23 protein-coding genes are annotated in these 20575 nt (G+C 60.4%); 4 read left to right on the top strand and 19 right to left on the bottom strand.

The window, feature by feature from the left end:
* Nucleotides 1–2 precede the first annotated feature (2 nt).
* From FBY36_RS02505 to FBY36_RS02435, 15 genes are all read right to left on the bottom strand, one after another.
* On the bottom strand, nucleotides 3–1487 hold the full coding sequence (locus FBY36_RS02505) for a CpaF family protein (RefSeq protein WP_142117211.1): 1485 nt from the start codon (nucleotides 1485–1487) through the stop codon (nucleotides 3–5).
* The gene (locus FBY36_RS02500) at nucleotides 1487–2683 is read right to left on the bottom strand and encodes an AAA family ATPase (protein WP_142117209.1); all 1197 of its coding nucleotides are present in this window, start codon (nucleotides 2681–2683) and stop codon (nucleotides 1487–1489) included. The genes FBY36_RS02505 and FBY36_RS02500 overlap by 1 nt, the downstream gene beginning before the upstream one ends.
* Nucleotides 2680–3435, bottom strand: coding sequence for a Flp pilus assembly protein CpaB (cpaB, locus tag FBY36_RS02495; protein ID WP_235008691.1), 756 nt, complete (start codon nucleotides 3433–3435; stop codon nucleotides 2680–2682). The genes FBY36_RS02500 and cpaB (FBY36_RS02495) overlap by 4 nt, the downstream gene beginning before the upstream one ends.
* Nucleotides 3436–3460: 25 nt before the next feature.
* Complete coding sequence (locus tag FBY36_RS02490; protein WP_142117205.1) at nucleotides 3461–4531, bottom strand: pilus assembly protein TadG-related protein; 1071 nt, start codon at nucleotides 4529–4531, stop codon at nucleotides 3461–3463.
* Complete coding sequence (locus FBY36_RS21115; protein ID WP_142122445.1) at nucleotides 4519–4893, bottom strand: TadE/TadG family type IV pilus assembly protein; 375 nt, start codon at nucleotides 4891–4893, stop codon at nucleotides 4519–4521. The genes FBY36_RS02490 and FBY36_RS21115 overlap by 13 nt, the downstream gene beginning before the upstream one ends.
* Nucleotides 4894–4981: 88 nt before the next feature.
* Entirely contained in the window at nucleotides 4982–5191 is a 210-nt protein-coding gene (locus FBY36_RS02480; protein ID WP_142117203.1) for a Flp family type IVb pilin, read from the bottom strand.
* Between the two features lie 253 nt (nucleotides 5192–5444).
* Nucleotides 5445–6308: a type II secretion system F family protein gene (locus tag FBY36_RS02475; protein ID WP_200830417.1), complete on the bottom strand. Its 864-nt coding sequence runs from the start codon at nucleotides 6306–6308 to the stop codon at nucleotides 5445–5447.
* 25 nt (nucleotides 6309–6333) lie between these two features.
* Nucleotides 6334–7281, bottom strand: coding sequence for a type II secretion system F family protein (locus FBY36_RS02470; protein ID WP_142117199.1), 948 nt, complete (start codon nucleotides 7279–7281; stop codon nucleotides 6334–6336).
* Between the two features lie 2 nt (nucleotides 7282–7283).
* Nucleotides 7284–8693: a CpaF family protein gene (locus FBY36_RS02465; RefSeq protein ID WP_142117197.1), complete on the bottom strand. Its 1410-nt coding sequence runs from the start codon at nucleotides 8691–8693 to the stop codon at nucleotides 7284–7286.
* Nucleotides 8690–9889, bottom strand: coding sequence for an AAA family ATPase (locus FBY36_RS02460; protein WP_142117196.1), 1200 nt, complete (start codon nucleotides 9887–9889; stop codon nucleotides 8690–8692). Before FBY36_RS02460 ends, FBY36_RS02465 begins: the two co-directional genes overlap by 4 nt.
* Nucleotides 9886–10662, bottom strand: coding sequence for a Flp pilus assembly protein CpaB (gene cpaB, locus FBY36_RS02455; RefSeq protein ID WP_142117194.1), 777 nt, complete (start codon nucleotides 10660–10662; stop codon nucleotides 9886–9888). The genes FBY36_RS02460 and cpaB (FBY36_RS02455) overlap by 4 nt, the downstream gene beginning before the upstream one ends.
* A gap of 18 nt (nucleotides 10663–10680) precedes the next feature.
* Nucleotides 10681–11706 (bottom strand): pilus assembly protein TadG-related protein, encoded by a 1026-nt coding sequence (locus tag FBY36_RS02450; protein ID WP_142117192.1) that lies wholly within the window; start codon nucleotides 11704–11706, stop codon nucleotides 10681–10683.
* Nucleotides 11694–12086, bottom strand: a complete 393-nt coding sequence (locus FBY36_RS02445; RefSeq protein ID WP_142117190.1) for a TadE/TadG family type IV pilus assembly protein — start codon at nucleotides 12084–12086, stop codon at nucleotides 11694–11696. Before FBY36_RS02445 ends, FBY36_RS02450 begins: the two co-directional genes overlap by 13 nt.
* Nucleotides 12087–12170: 84 nt before the next feature.
* Entirely contained in the window at nucleotides 12171–12368 is a 198-nt protein-coding gene (locus FBY36_RS02440; RefSeq protein WP_142117188.1) for a Flp family type IVb pilin, read from the bottom strand.
* A gap of 278 nt (nucleotides 12369–12646) precedes the next feature.
* A complete protein-coding gene (locus tag FBY36_RS02435; RefSeq protein WP_235008690.1) occupies nucleotides 12647–13219 on the bottom strand; it encodes a prepilin peptidase in 573 nt (190 codons plus the stop codon).
* 384 nt (nucleotides 13220–13603) lie between these two features.
* On the opposite strand from FBY36_RS02435, the gene rplM reads away from it, so the two are divergent.
* The 4 genes from rplM (at nucleotide 13604) to glmM (ending at nucleotide 16480) form a co-directional block, all read left to right on the top strand.
* A complete protein-coding gene (rplM, locus tag FBY36_RS02430; RefSeq protein WP_015937805.1) occupies nucleotides 13604–14047 on the top strand; it encodes a 50S ribosomal protein L13 in 444 nt (147 codons plus the stop codon).
* A gap of 38 nt (nucleotides 14048–14085) precedes the next feature.
* Nucleotides 14086–14592: a 30S ribosomal protein S9 gene (gene rpsI, locus FBY36_RS02425; RefSeq protein ID WP_142117185.1), complete on the top strand. Its 507-nt coding sequence runs from the start codon at nucleotides 14086–14088 to the stop codon at nucleotides 14590–14592.
* 261 nt (nucleotides 14593–14853) lie between these two features.
* Entirely contained in the window at nucleotides 14854–15033 is a 180-nt protein-coding gene (locus FBY36_RS02420) for a hypothetical protein (RefSeq protein ID WP_142117183.1), read from the top strand.
* An 85-nt stretch (nucleotides 15034–15118) separates the two neighbouring features.
* Nucleotides 15119–16480 carry a phosphoglucosamine mutase gene (glmM, locus tag FBY36_RS02415; protein ID WP_142117182.1) on the top strand — a complete coding sequence of 454 codons (1362 nt, stop codon included), beginning with the start codon at nucleotides 15119–15121 and terminating at the stop codon, nucleotides 16478–16480.
* Between the two features lie 61 nt (nucleotides 16481–16541).
* Here glmM and mscL read toward each other — a convergent pair whose 3' ends face one another.
* The 4 genes from mscL to FBY36_RS02395 form a co-directional block, all read right to left on the bottom strand.
* The gene (gene mscL, locus FBY36_RS02410; protein WP_142031959.1) at nucleotides 16542–16943 is read right to left on the bottom strand and encodes a large conductance mechanosensitive channel protein MscL; all 402 of its coding nucleotides are present in this window, start codon (nucleotides 16941–16943) and stop codon (nucleotides 16542–16544) included.
* Nucleotides 16944–17020: 77 nt separating this feature from the next.
* Nucleotides 17021–18619, bottom strand: coding sequence for a phenylacetate--CoA ligase family protein (locus FBY36_RS02405; protein WP_235008685.1), 1599 nt, complete (start codon nucleotides 18617–18619; stop codon nucleotides 17021–17023).
* Nucleotides 18612–19481, bottom strand: coding sequence for a hypothetical protein (locus FBY36_RS02400; protein WP_235008683.1), 870 nt, complete (start codon nucleotides 19479–19481; stop codon nucleotides 18612–18614). Before FBY36_RS02400 ends, FBY36_RS02405 begins: the two co-directional genes overlap by 8 nt.
* A gap of 228 nt (nucleotides 19482–19709) precedes the next feature.
* The gene (locus FBY36_RS02395) at nucleotides 19710–20573 is read right to left on the bottom strand and encodes a M15 family metallopeptidase (protein WP_142117181.1); all 864 of its coding nucleotides are present in this window, start codon (nucleotides 20571–20573) and stop codon (nucleotides 19710–19712) included.
* Between the last annotated feature and the right edge of the window lie 2 nt (nucleotides 20574–20575).

Genomic DNA, 20575 nt, shown 5'->3' with positions numbered 1-20575 from the left:
TCCTACTTGGTGCCCGGTGACAGCGGCCCGGCGAAGACTGCCGGGGACACGTGGATCCCCAAGTCCTCGAACCGGTCGATGAACCGCGGCCGGATGCCCGTGGCAACCGGCTTGCCCATGAACCGACCCTGCGCATCCACGCCCGCCGAGTAGTCGAAGACGAAGGCATCCTGGAGGGTGACGATGTCGCCTTCCATGCCCTGGACTTCCGTGACGTGGGTGATGCGGCGGGTGCCGTCGCGGAGCCGGGAAATCTGGACGATCAGGTTCACGGCGGAGGCGATCTGTTCGCGGATGGCCCGCAGCGGCAGGTCCATGCCGGCCATCAGCACCAGGGTTTCGAGGCGGGCCACCGCGTCGCGCGGCGAGTTGGAGTGCACGGTGGAGAGGGATCCGTCGTGGCCGGTGTTCATGGCCTGCAGCATGTCCAGCGATTCGCCGCCGCGGACCTCACCCACCACAATCCGGTCCGGCCGCATACGGAGGGAGTTGCGGAGGAGTTCGCGGATGGTGACCTCGCCCTTGCCTTCGGTGTTGGGCGGCCGGCTTTCGAGCCGGACCACGTGGTCCTGTTGGATCTGCAGTTCCACGGCGTCCTCGATGGTGACGATCCGCTCGTCGTGCGGAAGGAAGGAGGACAAGACGTTGAGGAGTGTGGTCTTGCCGGTGCCCGTGCCGCCGGAGACGATGATGTTGAGCTTGGCTTTCACGCAGGCGTTCAGCAGTTCGGCCATCTCCGGTGTCAGCGTCCCGAAGTCGATGAGGTTGCGGACCGTCAACGGGGTCTTGCTGAATTTTCGGATGGTCAGCGAGGAGCCGCCAACCGCCAGCGGTGGGATGACGGCGTTGACGCGGGAGCCGTCCTCCAGGCGGGCATCCACCAGCGGGGAAGATTCGTCGATGCGCCGGCCCACCTTGGACACGATCCGTTCGATCACTTTGCGCAGGTGTTCCTCGGAGCTGAACCGGGACTCGCTGAGGGCGAGCTTGCCCTTGCGTTCCACGTAGATCTGGTCCATCCGGTTGACCATGATTTCGGTGACGGCGGGGTCGTCCAGCAGGCGCTGAAGGGGGCCGTAACCCAGCACGTCGTCGGCGACGTCCTGGACCAGGCGGGTACGCTCCTCCGGCGTCAGCGGCACCTGCTCGGCGTCGATAATGCGGGTGAGTTCCTTTTTGGCGGTGCTCCGCAGTTCCTGCTCGGTGACGGCGGCGTCATTGAAGCGCGTGCCCATGCGTTCGAACAGGGCGGTGGCCGCCCTGTCCTTCATGGCTGCAAAGACGTCCACCTTGGGTGCGGTGGGCACCTGCTGCGCGGCGTCGTCGTACGTTGAATGCACGACGGCGGCCGGGGCCGTAAGGTGCCGCTCAGCACCTTCCGCGGGGGCCGGGGCAGCCGCCGTTGCGGGACGTGGCGGCTCGAGGAGTGCAGTGCCGGTTCCCTGGTGGCGGTCCTGGGCGGCGCTGATGCGTTCGGAGAGTTTCATCAGATGACTACCCTTCGGTGAAGCTTTCGCTGTGCCTGGGCGCGCCAGGCCGGGTTGAAGCGCTCCACGAGCTGGCGGAGGCTTTTGACGGCGGGGTCTTTTCGAGATTCCTGGAGGACGGGGATGCCGCGGTTGGTGGACAGTGCCACGGCGCGGGAGCGGGGGACGCTGACGTCCACGGGCGCGCCGATGGTGGATTCGACGTCCTGGACGTTCAGGCCGGCCTTGGCGTCGGCCATGTTCAGGACCACGTGCCGGGATTCGGGCATGATGTCCAGCTGGCGGAGGACTTCGAGGCCGGAGCGGAGGCCGCGGAGGCTGGGGATGTCCATGGCGCTGACCCAGACCACGTCGGTGCACTGCTCCATGGCAGCGAGGCCGATTTCCGGCATGCCGGGGGCGGTGTCCAGCACCACGTACTGGAATTCCTGCGCGAGCTGTTCCAGCAGGCGGGTGATCTGGTCCGGGGTGATGTGGTCCGCGTCCACTGGGTTGGGCGGGGCGCACAGGGCGTAGATGCCGGCGGGGTGCACGGTGAGGAAGGCCTTGAGGACCAGCGAGTCCTGGGCCGCGGCTGGGGTGACGGCGTCCGTGACCGTGTGCTCCGGGTTGAGGTACAGGCCGGAGGCGACGTCCCCGAACTGCAGGTCAAGGTCCACGATGACCACGCTCATGGGCGCGATCTGGCCCAGGCCGATGGCGATGTTGGTGGCCAAGGTGGTTTTGCCCACGCCGCCCTTGGGGGAGAAGACACCGATGACCAGGCCCTTGCTGCCGTTCTCGGGTTGGTGTGCCTCGGGGCCGCGGTGGCGGGTGGCGAAGGACTGGCAGGCGCGTTCGAGCAGCACCCTGATTTCCGCGGCGTCTGCCTGCGGGCTGAGGATATCGCGAATGCCGGCGCGCATGGCTTGCAGCAAGCCTCCGGGGTCAACGTCGCTGACCAGGACCAGGCTGAGGCCGGGGAGTTGGACGTCGAAGACCTTGGCGAACCTGAGGGCCTCTTCATAAGGAACGTCGGGACCGATGATGAGGACCTCCGGCTGTTCCTGGTTGAGGAGGGAGAACAGTTCCGCCGGGCCAGCGGGGAGGATGTCACTCGCGATGGTCTGGACGGTGCCGCGCAGGCCGTGGGCGACGGCGGCGCGCAGCTTCTGGTCGAAGTCGCCGTTGGGGGAGAGTAGGACGAAGCGGCTCACTTGTACACCGTGTCCTTCCTGGCGATGAAGCCGCCGTTGTCCTGGGCGTCCAGGGGTTCCTTGGTGAGCCAGAGATCGCCGTTGTTCGAGGAGTAGATGATCTTTGTGGCGTCGATGTCGTTCACGGCAACGGTGACCATGAACGATCCCGTAGGGAGGGTGGTGTCCTGAGGGTTGGCGCCGTCCGTGGGCTTTGTTGTTGCCGTTGCCTGGGGGGCCCGCTGGACGGCGGTGACCAGGACCTTGCGGAGGGTGAGCTGCGTGGTGGCCTCGCTTGTTTTGGTCTTATCTGCACCGACTGCGAAGCTAAAGCCAATGCCTATGTGGTCGCCAGCTTCGATCCGGCCGCCCACTACGCGCTTGGGTTCAAGTTCGAAGGTGACTTCCTGCAGGCCCTTAGGGATCTCGACCGCGCCCTGGGCTTTGACGTCCTTCGGGTCGATCAGACGTTCGGCAAGGAGTTGTTCCCCGGGGACGAGGTCCACGGCGGCAACCCTTCCTGCCTTGCCGTCAAGAGAAGTGAGGGTTGATGCTGCAACGCCTGCCCCGGGGACGTCCTCGATAACGAGTGACGCTGCCATGTCGTTCACCGGTGTTCCGGCTGGAATGGCTTTTTGGACAACCAGCACCTTTTTAGGGTTGGTGCTGGCCATTGCCCTCTGGTCGGCTCCCTGCGCATAGAAGATGATGAGGATGGCTCCCACAAGCGCCAGGGCGACGGCCGCGGTACCGGCGAGCAGGCGAGACTTCACGTTGAACTCCGTGGTGTTGGGTGGATCAGAGCGAGAGGCGAACGATGGTGGCGCCGTAAGGACTAACGGGGCCGAGTGTGTAGCCATCGACAAGCGAGACGTACGTCACGAATTCTCCGATGATGCCGCGACAATCTCCTGTGCATGTAGCAGTAGCAGCGGAGCCCGACCCTTTCGGTGCGGTGTTGCTGAACGAGTAGGGGGTGGTGTTGTCCTGCCCGCTGAACTTCCAGCCGACGACATTGAAGGCGGCGAAAGCCGTGAGGTGGTAAATTGCGCCAGCGCCAGTGCCAGTGACTTTGTCGAAAACCGGGAGGAGAACGATAACTTTGCGCCCGGCCGTGATATCGGCGGCCCAGCCATTGAGTGTGCCTTCGCAGTTGCTAGGGGCGCTGTTGCCCGTTTTGGTACTTGTTGGGTCGCTGCCGCCTTTGTCGATGCTCAAATCGATACTGGCGCCGCACTTGCCGGTGTCCTGGGCTAGCCAGCCGAAGCCTCCCGGCACTGTCCCCCCAGAGGGAAGGGTGCAGCCGGGGTTCGCGGATTTACTGTCCTTGTTTTGAAGGACCTGCAGGCCGTGGTCCACCATGTTCTGGACTTGGCAAATCGAAAAAGCGAGTGGAAAAGCGGTGGGCCCCTTAATGGGGCTGCCCCAGACAGCAGACGACTTGGCGCCGACCTCTTTCGACGGAACCCCGAGAGCGTTTGCAAAAAATAGCGAAACGGAGTTGTCTGGCGCGCCGGTGCCCTTCGCAGTCGTGATGACCGAAACTGTACGGGCGGTCTTCTCCAGCTGGATGTTGTAGACGTTGCTTTTACCATCCAGAGCGTTCTGGTTTGCCAGGTTTGCGGCAAGTGTTGATGTTGTTGAGCATAGGGAATCGGTAATGCTGCGCGCGCACTTCTGCGCCAGCGCAATGGCTGAAGAGTCTGCGCCACTCTGCAGCTGTGCACGTTCGGAGTAGATGACGCCGACATCGACAGCAATGGCAGCGGAGCCAAGCAAGACCACCAGCATGATGGCAACAATGACTGAAATGGCGCCGCGCTCGCTGGTTTTCCCCTGCGGTCTACCCAAGGTTGTCAACCTCCGCATAGCATGACTCCCTTTCCAGTCATGGGGAACGGACCGGCGATTCCGGTGATGGTGGAGAGCGTGTACTTCACGGTGACAGTCACCTGGATACCCGCGGTGCACGAGGTTGGGCTCACCGTGACCGCGGAGGAGGGAATGGTTGAGCTGACCGACGCAGCAGCGCTTTGAACGGCGGTTGCGGCTGCGGACGGGTTGTTGTTGATTGCCATGACCCTTACACCGTCACGGGCTGCATTGGTAAGGGTGATCTGGGCATTGTAGGCCCGGCCGAATTCTATGGTTCCCAGAACTAGCATTAAAAGAAGGGGCAGCAGGATCGCGAATTCAACGGCGGCTGCACCGCGTTCCGAGTCGTGTTTCACCTGCTGCACCTCCTCTTGCATTGCTTGTTTCTGTCGCGAAGAGTGCCGCCGTTTCGATATGGGTTCCGGAACGGCGAGCGCGGGTGCTTTAGAGGCCAGCGCCCCCGGTTGCGGCAGTCGTCGGTACGGGAACTTTTCCGGCGACGTTGTTGAACATGCTGCTGAGGTTGTTGCCAAGCAGCGTAACGGCCACAATGATGACGACCGCGATAAGGGCGACCATGATGCCGTATTCAACCGCGGTTGCGCCCTTTTCGCTGCGAAGACGGATCATGAGGTTGGTGTAGAGAGAAAGCATTTCTTGACTCCTGAGCGAGACGGGTTGGCTGGCCCTGCACCAGCACTAAATCGAAGCTAGCAACGGAATTTGCCCTGTTGACCGGATCTTGCAGCATCCTGCGCAAAGCCTTAACGGGGTGCACCTTCCCTGCGTTGTTGCTGGGTTTGTCCTGCGCTGAGGCTGTGGTTTGCCAGAACCTCCAGCACGCAAAAGGACCCCCTCGGTTCTGGGTGCCGAGGGGGTCCGGTCTTTGGTTATTCGCCTTGCGAACCTAGCTGAAGGCCTCGATGATGTTGATAACTGCGGGGCCCAGGATGATGATGAATATCACCGGGAAAATAAACAGCAGGAGCGGAAACAAGACCAACACAGGAAGCTTCATCGCCTTATGCTCTGCTCGTTGGCGTCGCTTGACTCGCATTTCTTGGGCCTGAGCCTTGAGGACCTTTGCGATGGCGATGCCGTATGCATCTGCCTGCACAACGGCTCGAACGAAGCTGCGCAGATCCTGAACATTACTGCGATCGGCCAGGGCGAGATAGGAATCGCGCCGGCTGCGACCCACCTGCATGTCCTGCAGGGTTCGGACTAATTCCTCAGCGAGGGGACCTTTCCCGTTGTGGCCAGCCCTCGCCATTGCTGATTCGAAACCCAGCCCCGCTTCAACCGCAATAAGCATTTGATCCAGCGTGTTAGGAAGTTCAAGCTGAATTTTCGTCTGCCTTTCAGAACCGCGACTGTAGATCAGCAAGTCGGGAACAAAGTACGCGAGCAAGGTTGTAAACACGGCCAAAAGTAATAACTGGGGTGTTGCGCCGCGGCTAAGGAAAAGCATCATAACGATGGCAGCAATGAGCGCCATTGCCGGCTTTGCTACAAGAAGCCTTGGGAGCGGCATAATAGCGGGCCTTCCCGCCAAGGCAAGCAGCCTATCGAGTTTAGCCGCATAGCCTGCGGGGGTAACACGAGCCGCCAGCCTCTCCAGGTCCATGTTTTGGCCAGTTACTGCGGCGGCAGATAAATCGATGCCCTTATTCAGATTTCCTTGTATCAGCACGCGAGACTTGCGGTCTGTGACGATCAAGGACCAGACGAGAAATGCAATCGGTACTACTGTGAGGGCGATGATGCCCATTGCTATTGGTTGCACTGTTCACCCCTCAAAACTTCAAATCACTGATTTTATGGACCCAGATTCCGCCGATTGTCATCATGACTGCGGCAACACCTAGCAACATCCAGCCCACGGGATGCCCCGTCAACGCTCCCATGTACTTTGGGTTAGCCAAGCCGATCAGGATAAACAACAAGACAGGAAGTGCCATGAGAATGATGGCGCTCAGCTTGCCTTCTGCGCTCAAAGCTTTGACCGTTCCCTTAATCTGAGTTCGTTCACGGATAGTTTCAGCGACTTGATCAAACACCTCCGCCAGATCGCCGCCCACTTCTCTGTTTATTTCTATGGCTTGGGCCATCCAGCTAAAGTCCTCGCTTTTCATACGCAGAGAAACTTCGTTGAGTGAATCCTGCAGGTCACGACCGAGTCGAGTCTCGTTGACCACACGGGAGAACTCGCTTGCTGTTGGTTCACTTGCCTCTTGCGCGACCGCATCGATGGCCCGTAGAACGCTGTGTCCTGCCCGAAGGCCCCCCGACACCATGGTCAGCGTGTCGCCTAACTGCGCTTCGAAGGCGGCCCGCCTCCGTTGGACGAGGATAGACAAAGCAACTCTTGCGACCACTGGCACTGCAACGACTAGTAGGAGGCCAAGGCCAATTCCCTGGAGGACTAGCCCGGCAAAACCTGCAACCATTGTGGCGGCTACCACGAGAACAACAAAGTCCGCTTGGGGGAGAGAAATTCCCGCAAGGCTGAGGAGACTATTTGAACTGACGGTCGTAGTTTTTTTTCCTGCCAGTGCTCTATCAACGAGTTGCACGACAGATGAGGCAAACCGGCCAATTGCTGTCTGTTCTGGTGCGCCAAGGGGCCGTCGCCTGCTCAGTGGCAGCGACCCATTCGCCGGCTTGAAAACAACGAGTACGGCAGTAGCGAATGACGCACCTATGAGGAGGATGCCTGCAACGAAGATTTCATGAGTTGGCATGACTACCGCCTCGATGGTTGCGCTGGGGGCGTAGAAAAGATTCCGGGCGATACGGAGATTCCGAGTTCCGCAAAATGATCTATAAAACGCGGGCGAATTCCCGTAGAGACCGGCTGGCCAAGGAATCGGCCGTATCTGTCAACACCCGCACTGTAGTCGAAGACGAAGGCATCCTGGAGAGTGACAACCTCCCCCTCCATGCCTTGTACTTCTGTGATGTGAGTAACTCGACGAGTACCATCCCGCAATCTCGAGAGGTGAACTATGAGGTTCACCGCGGACGAAACCTGTTCGCGTATGGCACGCAGTGGTAGGTCCATGCCGGCCATGAGGACCAGGGTCTCCAGCCTGGCGATTGCGTCCCTTGGGGAGTTGGCATGCACCGTCGAGATTGAACCGTCGTGTCCAGTGTTCATAGCCTGCAACATGTCGAGGCTCTCTCCGCCTCGAACCTCACCTACGACGATGCGGTCAGGGCGCATACGAAGCGAATTGCGGACCAATTCGCGGATGGTCACAGCCCCCTTGCCCTCAATGTTCGGCGGCCTGCTTTCGAGCCTCACCACGTGACTTTGCTGCAACTGCAACTCCACGGCATCCTCAATGGTGACTATTCGATCGTCCGCCGGGATGAAAGACGACAGCACATTAAGCAGCGTCGTCTTACCTGTGCCGGTGCCGCCAGAAACGATGATGTTGAGCTTTGCCCGAACACAGGCGTCCAATAGCTCGGCCATTTGTGGGGTCAACGTTCCGAAATCGATTAGGTTTTGGACAGTCAACGGAACTTTGCTGAACTTCCTGATAGTCAGCGAGGAACCATTTACAGCCAAGGGCGGGATAATGGCGTTGACGCGGGATCCGTCTTCCAGCCGTGCGTCGACCAGAGGAGAAGACTCGTCGATACGTCGTCCCACCTTTGCCACGATTCGCTCGATGACTTTACGAAGGTGTTCCTCGCTGCTGAAGCGGCTATCTGTCAATAGCAGCTTCCCGTCCCGCTCAACATAAATTTGATCAAGCCTGTTGACCATGATCTCCGTAATTGAAGGATCGTCCAGGAACCGCTGGAGGGGGCCGTACCCAAGAACGTCATCTCCCACATCGCGGATAAGTCGGCGTCGTTCCTCCGAAGTGAGGGGTACCTGCTCGTCGTCGATAACAGTGCTGAGCTCGTCGCGAGCGATTTTCCGTAATTCCTCATCGCTGAGCGAAGAATCAGTAAGCCTGCCGCCTAGCCGTTCAAACAAAGTCTTCCCCGCCCGCTGCTTGAGACCTGCAAGGGCATCGACGGGTGCAGCGCTAACGTTTGTCGTCTCGGTCTTTGGAGTTGCGGCCGTTTCAAGCGAAGGAGCATTCTGCGAGGCCGCAGGCCCGCTACGCGCAGCTTGCAGTCGTTCTGCCAGACTCATGAGATCACCATCCGACGATGTAGTTTCTTTTGGGGTTGTGCGTTCCGTTTTGGATCGAAGCGTTCAACAAGCTTGCCGAAAGCTCGTGCGGCCCCGTCGCGGGATGAATCTTGCAGAAGTGGCACCCCTTTATTCGTAGAAAATGGAATAGCCTTCGAGCGGGGGATGACCGTATCTACAGGTACTCCGATGGTCGCTTCAACGTCTTGTACGGTTAGGCCGCTCCTACGGTCAGCGAAGTTGAGCACGACGTGCCTACCTTGTGGCACAAGCTGCAGCTCGCTCAGAATGGAAAAACTAGTGTGAAGCCCCCGGATGCTCGGTACGTCCATGCCACAGACCCAGACTGCATCGGTGGCTTGTTCCAAGGTCGCCAAGACGTGTTCGCCAAGGCCTGGAGTCGTATCCACAACGACGTACTGGAATTCGGCGGCCATTTGACTGAGCAGGTGACTCACTGCTTCCCCACTGATGTGGTCTGCTTCGCTTGGGCTTTGGGGTGCACAGAGGGCGTAGATTCCACTGGGGTGGACTGTGAGGAAGGCCTTGAGGACCATTGAGTCCTGAAAGGCTGCACCGCTAACAGCATCTTTCAAAGTGTGTTCTGGTTCCAACAGGAGGCCGCTGGCCACATCTCCGAACTGGACGTCCAGGTCGACTATGACGACTCCCATAGGCGCGATCTTGCCAAGACCGATGGCCAAATTCGTGGCGACAGTTGTTTTGCCAACGCCGCCTTTTGGGGACATGACGGCAATGACGCGACCAGGAGCGCGTTCTGGCCCCGCCGCCGCTACGAGACCGCGGCGCCGTCCGGCTGAAGCAAGGCAAGCGCGTTCAAGGAGGACACGGAGCTGGTCCCCGTCCGCACTGGGGCTGACAATGTCCCTGATGCCGGCGCGCATCGCGGTGATCACCTGCTCGGGCTCCCTGTCCTCTACAAGAACCAGGCTGATCTCCGGAAACTGCAGGTCGAACACCGTGGCGAGTTTGAGGGCGTCGTCCTCGGGCAATCCGGGGCCGAGGATCAAGACTTCAGGTGGTTCTCCGGTGAGCCGATCAAAGAGCTCTTGCGGCCCACCCAACAACACTGAGGGCGGCAGCACTTGAACTGAACCGTGTAGCGCTCCGCGCACGGCCTGAGACACCTTGCGCTGGAAATCCTGGGAAGCGGTGACAAGGACGAAGCGGCTCATTGCGAAACCTTTCCGAGGGTTATTACACCGGGATTGCCGTCCTTGGAATCGCTGTTTTCCTTCGACAGCCAGACCTTGCCAAACTCTGACGCGAATACGATTTGAGCCGCGTCGACGTCTTCACGGGCGAGTGTCACATAAACCGAGCCCGATGGAAGGGCTGGACCGTCCGACGTGGAGTTGGACTCCTTTTTTGAGGATTCAGCAGGTGCTTGCTGGACGCTGGTTACAAGCACTTTTTGGAACGCGAGCTTTGTAAACTCCTTGAATCCCTTAACGTCGTTCCCGACGGGTGCACTTGCTGCGGCGGCATCATCCAGTTTGTACGAGGTGTAAACCCCGACGGTGTCTCCGGCCTTAAGCTGTCCACCCAGGATCCGCTGCGGTTCCAATAGCAGAGTGAGCTCCTCCATGCCTTGAGGTACCGGCACTGTGCCTGGGGCCACCAGAGCGTTGGGGTCGACGAGCCTTGAGGCAAGGAGCTGCTCGCCCGGCTCCAGGGCAACGGACGTTATCTTGCCGGGAAAGTCTGACAGTGACTTCACGACCTCTTTCGGCACCGCGGCGCCTGGAAGGGAAGTCTGTTTGACGAATTGGGCAACGTCGGCGACAGGAGTCCCTGCGGGAATTGCCTTCTGAACAACGAGAACTTCAATGGGATCTAGGCCTTGCTGTGCTCGGCTGTCGGCTGCCTGTGCGTAATTGAACATCAGTACAGATCCGACAATTGCCAAGAGCAGTGCTGCTAGGCCCCCCAGCAGCCTGGTTTTCACGGGATTCTCCTTTGTTTCTTATTTGGTGAGCTCTACGACGTTTCCGCCGTAGTCGGTGGGTCCGCCGACGTCGAAGGCCTCATCCAATGCGACGTAGCGCACGAACTTTCCGACGATGCCGAGGTCGCTGCTTTTCCAGCCGCCAGCATCCTTGAAGGCTTGGGCGGAGGCAGGCATGTAATGGAACGGGTCCTGGTTGGCCAGGTCCCAGCCGGCGATATCGATGGCAGCGAAGGCTCTCAGATGGAATTTGGAACCGGTGCCGGTACCGCTCGTTTGGTCGAAGACGGGCAGCAGTGCAATCACCTTCTGCCCGGCGATGAGCTTGTCTTTCCAGCCCTGGAGGATGTCGCCGCAACCGGCCTCGGGATTGTTTCCGGTGTTGCTGGCTACCCACGGTGATGCCAGATCGACTTTGACCGTGCATGATCCACCCGTAACGAGCCAGCCGAAGCCGCCTGGGATCTCAAGCCCCGAGGCAGTGCTGTGGCAGGTATCTTTCTTTCCTGCTCCAGTCCCGTGGGAGAGCAGGAATTGCATTGCCCCATCCCCCGTTGTGCTGAGGTCGACTTCGCATTCCGAGAAGGCAATCGGGAAGATGTCTCCGGATTTGGCGCCTCCCCATTTTGCTTCGGCAACAGCACTGATGTTCGTTGTGTCAGTTCCGAAGATCCTCGCGAAGAAGGTGGAGAAATGAACCCCAGAGGAGTCTTGGGCGTTGGTTGTGACCGTCACCTTGCCCGCCGATTTATCCACGACCGTGGAGGCCACGTTTGTTAAGTTGTCTTTGGCATTGGCATTGGCCAAAGTGCCGGAAAGCGTCGAGCCCGTCACACATTCGGCGTCTGCTGTGTTCTTAGAACATTTTTGTGCAACGGCCAGGGCCGCTGCATCCGCCCCGTTCTGTGTTACGGCCTTTTCCGCGTACATTCCGCCGACGTCTACGGCGATGGCACCGAAGCTGAGGAGCATCACCATCATGACCGCGACCATCACGGCGGTGGCGCCGCGTTCATTGTCAGGATTCGTGTCTAACCGCCGCATTGCATCGTTCCTTTGCCGGTCATAACGATTGTTCCTGTGAAGGCGTCGAGGAAACCTGTCACCGTTGTGAGCTTGTACGTGGTGGTTGCAGTCACTTGCTTGTTAGCGGAACACGTTGTTCCGCCGCCCGTGACAGAAAACGTGGTGGTCACTGAAGCTGGTGCCAGCCGGCCGGCAGCGTTGCTGGCCGCAGTGGAGGCGTCACCCGTGCTGTTGTGGATGGCCATGTATCGAGCCCCTTCGCGAGCCGCCTGGTTCAATGACAGCTGCGCATTGAAAGCAAGGGAAAACTCAATGATTCCGATCAAGATGAGCAGCAGCACTGGTAAAATCAGTGCGAACTCAACTGCAGCTGCGCCTTCTTCATTTCTGTTGCGCATTTTCCGACCCTTTGTCCTAAAAAGTGAATGACGGCTCCCAGGTGGCCTGGGAGCCGCCATCGGTTGGCGCCTATAAGGGCTGTACTACAGACGTCCGGCGATGCCGTTCTGGAAGAGATCCTGAAGCTGGGTACCAACGGCAGTGATGCCAACAATTGCGGCGATGACGATGAGTGCCACCATCAAGCCGTACTCAACTGCCGTCGCGCCCTTTTCCTCGCCCATCAGGCGATCCTTGACGCCGGCGATGAAAGCAGTCATTGAGACCATGAGAGAAGTCATTGTATTTTCCTTAATTCGGTGAAATGGGTTTTATTTGATTTCAACGAATTTCCAGCTGCCCCCATAAATCCTTAGCGGCTGGACTTCGCTAAGAAGAGATTGTCACTGGGGGGTATGAGGCAACAATGCGTAGTGGTACTCGACTTTTTTCAGGGATGCCAAATACACGTACTCGGAAGATGATGGCAGTACTCAGAAACTGATGTGAGTACTCGGCTGACTACTTGGAGCAGGGTGCTGCTTGATGCGGGAACAGGCAACGGCCCGCGCGGGGAGGCTTAACTGAGAAAGAGTGTTACGGCCACCAAGGCACCGAGCATGGAGGGGCCGTGTGCCACTTCTGCGGCCTTTTTTCGACCTTTTTTGCTGAGTATGAGCGCTGTGACAACGCCATTCAGGATGAAGCCGAGGAGGCTCCCGTAGAGGAGATGGGTCCAACCTAGGTACCCCAAGTAAAGGCCGACAGGAGCTGCGAGCTTCACATCGCCCATTCCGATGCCGCCGGGAGAAATAAGTCCCAAAATCAGGTAGGCAGCAAACAAAATGACGGCCCCGAGTGCCGCGCGGAGCAGATTGTCAGATTGCCTACTGAATATTTCAGGCACGAAAAGCAGCAAAAGGCCGCCGGCAAGCAGCATTAACACGAGTGGGTTGGGCAGCAAGTGGAGTGCGACATCGATCCGTGCCAACTGCACGCCTAATACCGCAAGGTACAAGAAGGCTGGAAGGCTGGAGGCAATTCCAAAATGCACGGCAAAGGCGACGCACGCGAGACCGGTAAGTGCCGCGGTCGCAATCTGGGCTGGCAGGCGAGGCACTTTGCCAAGCCTGGGAAGCAGTTTTGCGATCACGGCCTCGGCGATGGGGGAGAGGATGCATCCCAGGAGTCCGGCCCCCAGGACAAGCAGCCAACTGACGGAGTTCCCGTTTGCCGCTGACAACACTGCATCCCCCTACGCCGACTGAGCCGGTACGGTCCTGGTCGCCGGCTACCCCATTTTGACCCTGAACCCCCTGACGCGCTAATCTTGGTAGTCGTTGTGCGTGTCCTATTCCGATGGTGCGTGCCCGCTTGAGAATCCGGTTGCAGGATAACTACTCAACGTGCACATTCGGAACTTCAGGATGACTGGTTACATGGAGTCCTCACCTCTGTTCCGGTAGCGCGCAGACAGTAGGTGCACGAGCTAGTGACACCTAAACAAGAACGCCAGAACAAGAACGAGGCAAACACCGTGCGTACGTACACCCCGAAGCCCGGCGATATCAACCGCCAGTGGCACGTCATTGACGCCACCGACGTTGTCCTTGGTCGTCTTGCAAGCCAGACCGCAATCCTGCTGCGCGGCAAGCACAAGGCCACTTTCGCATCCCACATGGACATGGGCGACTTTGTCATCATCATCAACGCTGAAAAGGTAGCCCTGACCGGCGCCAAGCTGGAGCAGAAGCGCGCATACCGCCACTCCGGCTACCCGGGCGGCCTGACCTCCGTCAACTACGCGGAACTGCTGGAAAGCAACCCCGTCCGCGCCGTTGAGAAGGCCATCAAGGGCATGCTCCCCAAGAACTCCCTCGCTGCCCAGCAGCTGGGCAAGCTGAAGGTGTACCGCGGTGCCGAGCACCCGCACGCCGCCCAGCAGCCCAAGACTTTCGAAATCACCCAGGTCGCCCAGTAGTCCTGGCCACCAAACAACTTATCTATACAAGGAGAATCGTGGCTCAGAACGAAGAGACCACCGAGGTCGTCGAGGCCGAGGAAAACCTGACCAGCTACACCTCTGAAAGCTCAGCTGCTGACGCCGCTGCGCCTAAGAAGGAGCGCCCGGCACTGACCGTTGCCGGCGCAGCTGTTGGCCGCCGCAAGGAAGCCGTTGCACGCGTTCGCGTTGTGCCGGGCTCCGGCAAGTGGACCATCAACGGCCGCGCGCTGGACAACTACTTCCCCAACAAGCTGCACCAGCAGGACGTCAACGAGCCCTTCAAGATCCTTGATCTCGAAGGCGCCTACGACGTCATCGCCCGTATCCACGGCGGTGGCATCTCCGGCCAGGCCGGCGCCCTGCGCCTCGGCATCGCCCGTTCACTGAACGAGATCGACGTCGAGAACAATCGCGCCACCCTGAAGAAGGCTGGTTACCTGTCCCGCGACGCCCGCGTCATCGAGCGTAAGAAGGCCGGTCTCAAGAAGGCCCGTAAGGCTCAGCAGTACTCCAAGCGCTAAATCCGCTTGCACAGAGGCCCGTCCCACCTTTTGGTGGGGCGGGTTTCTGCATTTAAAGCAGCCAGTTCACCAGTTAGGTTACGCTCGCCGCTATGGGGGCAGAGGAAGCCGGTGGTGGCCAGGCAGATTCCGGACAGCGACCAAATCACGGGGCGTGGAGATCCGGCGCTGGCCTGCTCGCCCTCCTGTTGCTTATCCTGAACGTTCTGGTTCTCGTGCTGGCCTGCGGCAATCCCGGATAAAAGCGGAGTGGACTCCGGCGTGGGTTACGGACTTTTGATTATCTTCTTTTCGTTTCCCCTGGCCCTCTTTACGATCTTCCTGGGCATCCTCTCGCTCATCTGGAAGCAGGGGCTAATCCCCGGACCTATCGTGCTCGTGGTCGCGGGCGGCGCCGTCCTGTTCTATGTGTACGGATTCTTTGAGACACAGGTGTTCTAGTAAGCAGGAAACGCCAGCGCCGGTTCAAATCAGGCGCTGGCCAGCCGTTTCAAACCTCCGCAACCCCATCCTCTACACTTGACCGGTGTCTAGATTATTTGGAACTGATGGTGTCCGGGGGCTGGCCAACGGCCTGCTGACAGCAGAACTGGCCCTGCAGCTGGCCCAGGCGGCCGCCGTCGTGCTCGGTCACGACCGCAACTCCAACGGCTCCCGGCCCCGCGCCGTGCTTGCCCGGGACCCGCGTGCCAGCGGTGAATTTATCGCCGCCGCAGTGGAAGCCGGTCTCGCCAGCTCCGGCATCGACGTCTACGACGCCGGCGTCCTGCCCACCCCCGCCGCCGCCTACCTCGTGGCAGACCTGGACGCGGACTTCGGCGTCATGATCTCCGCCTCCCACAACCCCGCGCCGGACAACGGCATCAAATTCTTCGCCCGCGGCGGGCAGAAGCTGCCGGATGAAGTAGAAGACGCCATCGAAGCCCAGATGGGTAAGGAAGCCGTCCGCCCCACGGGCGCGGAGGTTGGGCGTATCCAGCGCTTCTCCGATGCCGAGGATCGCTACATCGTCCACCTGCTCCGCACCCTCCCGCACCGGCTGGATGGCCTCACCGTCGTGCTGGACTGCGCCAACGGCGCTGCCAGCGGCTGCTCGCCCCAGCTCTTTAAGGACGCCGGCGCCCACGTCATCGTCATCGGCGCAGACCCCGACGGCCTCAATATCAACGACGGCGTCGGATCCACCCACCTCGGCCCGCTCAAGGACGCCGTGGGCAAATACCGCGCCGACCTGGGCATTGCCCACGACGGCGACGCCGACCGCTGCCTTGCCGTGGACCACGAGGGCAACGAGGTGGACGGGGACCAGATCATGGCCGTCCTCGCCGTAGCGCTCAAGAAGTCCGGCAAGCTCAAGGACGACGTCCTGGTGGCCACCGTCATGAGCAACCTCGGCCTCAAGATCGCCCTCCGCAACGCTGGCATCACTATCGTGGAAACCGCTGTGGGCGACCGTTACGTCCTGGAAGGCATGCGCGACGGCGGCTACAACCTGGGTGGCGAGCAGTCCGGCCACGTGATTTTCGCCGACCATGCAACCACCGGCGACGGCCTCCTCACCGGCCTGCAGCTCGCCGCGCAGGTGGCCCTGACCGGGAAACCGCTCAAGGAACTGGCCACGGTCATGACCAAGCTCCCGCAGGTGCTCATCAACGTCAAGGGCGTGGACCGCAGCCGGGTGGGCAGCAGCGATGTCCTGGCCCAGGCAGTGGCAGCGGCGGAAGCGGCGCTGGGCGACACCGGCCGCGTCCTGCTCCGCCCCTCCGGCACCGAGCCCGTGGTCCGTGTGATGGTGGAGGCCGCGGACGAAGAGACCGCCCAGTCCATCGCCGAACACCTCGCCCAGGTGGTCCGGACCGCACTCGCGCTGGAGCTGGCCTCGAACTAGCCGCACGCGAAGTGGCCCGCCTCCCAACAGGAGACGGGCCACTTTGCGATTAACAAACGGCTTAGACGCGTTCCTTCAGTGCGTCCCGGATCTCGGTCAGCAGTGCAACCTGCGGATCCTCGGCAGCGTCCTTCTTCACGTCCTTGTTGATTCCCAGCCGGCGGTTCCGGCGCTCGATCATGATGTTCATCGGCATCACCACCACAAAGTAGATGGCCGCGGCAATGAGCAGGAAATTGACAATGGCGGTCAGCAGGACGCCGAACTCGATAGCGTTGCCGTTCAGCTCCACCCTTGCGAAGCTGTCAAAGTTGGGCGCACCCACCAGGCCCGAGACGAACGGCATCAGCACCTTGTTCACCAGGGCCGTCACCACCGCACCGAACGCAGTACCCATGACAACGGCGACCGCAAGGTCAACCACGTTGCCCTTCATGATGAAATTCTTGAATCCACTAAGCATAGAAACCAAAGTAGCGCAGATTTCAGTACGCGAACTTATCGGGAAATGCCGAGCGGGGTAGGGGCCATGGCCGTGTATCAGGAAGCGGCTGCAGAATTCTTCTGGGCTCGGAAGGTTAGGTCCAAGGCCCAGTCCTGGGGAGCTGAGGGGCCGAGTTGCCAAACGTATTCGTTTTTTAGTTTTGCGCCATCTGTTTTGAAGGGTCCTGTACGCAACGCGTAGAACGCAACAGTGGGCAGGCTTGACTCCGCCGATGTCAGGATTGCGTTGTTGAAGTCGCCGTTCATCTCCCTCAGTTGCTCAAGTATGTAGTTCCTGTACGCGACCTGGTCCAGGGTGCATTCGTAGGTGGCTTTTGCCGTGAGCTGGAGCGCGATGTGCAGCTGCCGGTTTCCTTGCTCGTCTTCGAAACTGACAAGGCGGTGGTTTTCTACGGCTGCGAGAAGCCTGCGGTCGCTGCTGAGGACGTCACGCAGCGCATCCGGTGCAACAACCGCGCCGTTGAAATCAACGGACAGGTCGCTCCTGCCATAGTGGAACAGCAAGGGCAGATCGAGGAACTGCTGGCGAATGACGTGTTCGAGCCCGAACTCCTTGAGTACGGCGTTGAGGTCGCGGACGCGCAGGACGTGCCCGCGGTCATGGATGTTGTAGCGGATCCGCGGGTTGACGTTCTCTTTCCGCACGATCGTGACGATCAGTTCGCCATCCGCATTTGTTTCAAGGAGGTAGTCGTAGGGGTTGAACTGGAAGATCATCGGCAGCACGCCGTACTCGTCCTGCTTGGTGAGCCGCGCCGACAGCGCCGGATCCGCGGCGATGGCCTGACGGAGCGCCACGGTGTAGTCAGTCTCTATTGCAATGTTGATTTCCAGGTCGGAGGCCCCGTAGGAGCCGAAAGCGCTGTGGGCGTACTTTGTGATGTGCCCGCGCATGTTCTCGCTGATGCCCTCGCCGCCGAACGCCGCGACGATGTCGTAGTCTTCCCAAGCGATACGTTCGTCTTCGAACAAAGCCTTCAGGAAGGGCGGGTAACTGAGGATGATGTACGTGTAGTCCGTCCCAAATTCGAGCATCGTGGCGATGACTTTGTCGCGGTCCGGCCCGATGGATTTGATCATTGTGACATCCGTGAGGGAAGTGCTGACGTTCATCCCCGTCGCCCATGCGCCAAGGGAGAAACAGTTGAGCACGAACGGTTGCTTCTTGAGCGTCTCTGCGGTCCGCGAAAAACCCACCTGGAGCAACTGCCGCGTGGCGAGGCGTTCCTCCAAGCCTCGCACCCAGCTGGTGGGAACACCTGAGCTTCCGGACGATTCATCCACTACGACCCCGTGGCGGGGAAGAACGCCACCCACACTGCGGGCAGGAATGGTCCACCGCTTGATATAGCTGTCCTTGTCCATTTCCGGGAGCGCTGCGAACGCCTGCGTAAGCTTATTGCCACTGAAAGAGAGCTTTCCGGGCACCCGGTGTTCGGCGAGGAACTCGCGATAGGCAGGCACCCGTTTAGCCGCGATCTCAAAGGTCCGCCACGCCCTCCACCGCCCGGCGGCCCACCGGAAAGGTTCAATCCCAGGCATGAGCAGTATCCGGTGCGTGGAAATCCTCGGGGTGAACAGGCCAACGAACCTGTCCATCAGAAAAACGAATGCGAATACCAACGTTTTATTCACGGACAGGCTCCTGTATTGATGTGTCCTCAGGCAATGGACTAAGCAGGGTCGAGGTGGCCGGGCGGCGGTGCGCGGCTGGAGGGGTGGCGCTGTATCCGAACCTGAACAGCATCCAGGCCATTCTGCCCGCGGTTTCACTAATTCCCGCCGCCCGAACGAATTCGGCGTGGGAGACCGGGTTGGTGATGACAGTCCCGAAGGGATGAAGGCACACGCCTTTTTCAGAGAAGAACAGCCAGATCCGCATGAACGTACGCCCGGCTTCCAAGTAATCCGCCGGTTCATCGAACGGGCCTTCGAGCCACCCGAGCTGGCGCACCCCACGCATGGTGCGCAAGTAGATGGCTCTGATTAAGCCGCCAATTACTGGGAAGGACCACAAGCCGCGGTGCCGCATGGCGAAACGAAGCACAGGACCCGGCATGATCATGGTTTCTGCACTAAGACCGTCGGCCAGCGCGGCCGCTTCATCCTTCGAGAACCGCAGCCAATGCATAATCTCGGCGTAGACGGCATCATTGCGCAAGTCGGAAAACAGGGTCTTCTGGTTGATTTGCACAAGTAAAGAGACAATGCGGGCGTCGGTAGTCGACCGGAATTCGTATCCTTGCGCGGCGGCTATTGAGGAAGCTGATGTCAGTAACTCGGCGCCAACGAGCCTGCTGTCATAGGGCCGGCGGGAAGTTCGTCGTGACCGGAACGCAGCCAACCGGCGTTGAGCCGCGGACTGCAACTCGTCGTCCTCGGCGACGGGTTCCAATCGCACTGTCCCAATACGATGCAAGCGGTCTGCGGCAGCGAAATCCATTTCCGAATGTTCGAGGAATTCTACTGTCCTGTAGCCGCGGGCTTCCGCCACCACAGATAAGGACTCCAAGAAGACGCCTGCACAGACATGGCCAAAAGGGATACCAAACGATTCGGCAGGCAATCCGAGATCGAGATCATAATAAACAACTGCCGCCGTGTCACTGATGGCCCTCAGCTTGATCGGCTGGGAATTATGGGGTGAGGGATACCAGCGAACGACTGGTGGTGTGAAGAGGTGGGTGCGCGGTTACTGACCTGGCGGGACAGTGACTATCCCTTGTCACAGGTACCCCGGCGCCGCCTCCAGGCCGAAGTATTCCTCCAGGGTGCCGATGCCACGGTTCGCCATGTCCGTGGCCGCCTCCACGCCCACGTACCGCAGGTGCCACGGCTCGTAGTAGTACCCCGTGACCGGGTGCAGCATCCAGGGGTACCGCACCACAAACCCGAACCGGTGCCCGTTCGCCTTCGCCCAGGATGCCGCGGGCTGGTCGGCGAAGCACGGCTGGAAGCTGCAGGCGCCCCCGCCGTCCGCAATGTCGAACGCCCACCCCGTCTGGTGCTCCGAGTGGCCAGGCCGTGCACTGGCCGTGTCGGCGTCGGCCTGTCCACGCGCGGCGACGTACCCGTTGTAGGTGGTCACCTGGGTGCTGTACGAGCGGTAGCCGCTGGCCAGGACCATCGCGACGCCGTCCTGCGCGGCCGCCGCGAACATGGCTTCGGCCGCCGCCGCCGTCGTACTGTTCAGCAGCGCTGCTTCGCCAGCGGCGGAAATGGCGATGGCGGGACGCACCAGGTCGGCCGGCACAAAGTCCGCCGGGTTCAGTGGCCGGTGCTTGTTGACGATGACCCACGGGCTGGCAGGGTCATCGAGCGAAAACTGCCGCGCGACAGTGGCCGACGGCGACGGCGACGGCGTCGGGGACGGCGCCTCCGGCGACTGGCCCACCGTGGCCGTTTCCGCCGTCGGGGCCGCCGAAACGGTGACGGCCGCAGGGGAGGGGGACGCGGAGGAAGGAGCGGACGACGGCGCCACCGCCTTGGGCGCCTCAGGCGTGCAGGCTGCCAGGACAGTGAGCCCTGCCCCCGCTGCCAGGAAGCGGGTGAAGCTGCGCCGGCTGGGGGATCCGCATTGGTAGCACACCT

Origin of the sequence: Arthrobacter sp. SLBN-122, from assembly GCF_006715165.1 — a bacterium.
In the GTDB taxonomy this organism is placed as follows: Bacteria; Actinomycetota; Actinomycetes; order Actinomycetales; family Micrococcaceae; genus Arthrobacter.
Note: the sequence above shows the minus strand (reverse complement) of the source record. Positions and strands in the feature narration are given on the sequence as shown.

Coding starts and splice junctions, on each gene's coding strand:
- FBY36_RS02505 (WP_142117211.1), bottom strand. CDS start 1,487: ATGAAACTCTCCGAACGCATCAGCGCCGCCCAGGACCGCCACCAGGGA.
- FBY36_RS02490 (WP_142117205.1), bottom strand. CDS start 4,531: ATGCGGAGGTTGACAACCTTGGGTAGACCGCAGGGGAAAACCAGCGAG.
- FBY36_RS02480 (WP_142117203.1), bottom strand. CDS start 5,191: ATGCTTTCTCTCTACACCAACCTCATGATCCGTCTTCGCAGCGAAAAG.
- FBY36_RS02475 (WP_200830417.1), bottom strand. CDS start 6,308: ATGGGCATCATCGCCCTCACAGTAGTACCGATTGCATTTCTCGTCTGG.
- FBY36_RS02470 (WP_142117199.1), bottom strand. CDS start 7,281: ATGCCAACTCATGAAATCTTCGTTGCAGGCATCCTCCTCATAGGTGCG.
- FBY36_RS02465 (WP_142117197.1), bottom strand. CDS start 8,693: ATGAGTCTGGCAGAACGACTGCAAGCTGCGCGTAGCGGGCCTGCGGCC.
- FBY36_RS02460 (WP_142117196.1), bottom strand. CDS start 9,889: ATGAGCCGCTTCGTCCTTGTCACCGCTTCCCAGGATTTCCAGCGCAAG.
- FBY36_RS02450 (WP_142117192.1), bottom strand. CDS start 11,706: ATGCGGCGGTTAGACACGAATCCTGACAATGAACGCGGCGCCACCGCC.
- FBY36_RS02445 (WP_142117190.1), bottom strand. CDS start 12,086: ATGCGCAACAGAAATGAAGAAGGCGCAGCTGCAGTTGAGTTCGCACTG.
- FBY36_RS02440 (WP_142117188.1), bottom strand. CDS start 12,368: ATGACTTCTCTCATGGTCTCAATGACTGCTTTCATCGCCGGCGTCAAG.
- mscL (WP_142031959.1), bottom strand. CDS start 16,943: ATGCTTAGTGGATTCAAGAATTTCATCATGAAGGGCAACGTGGTTGAC.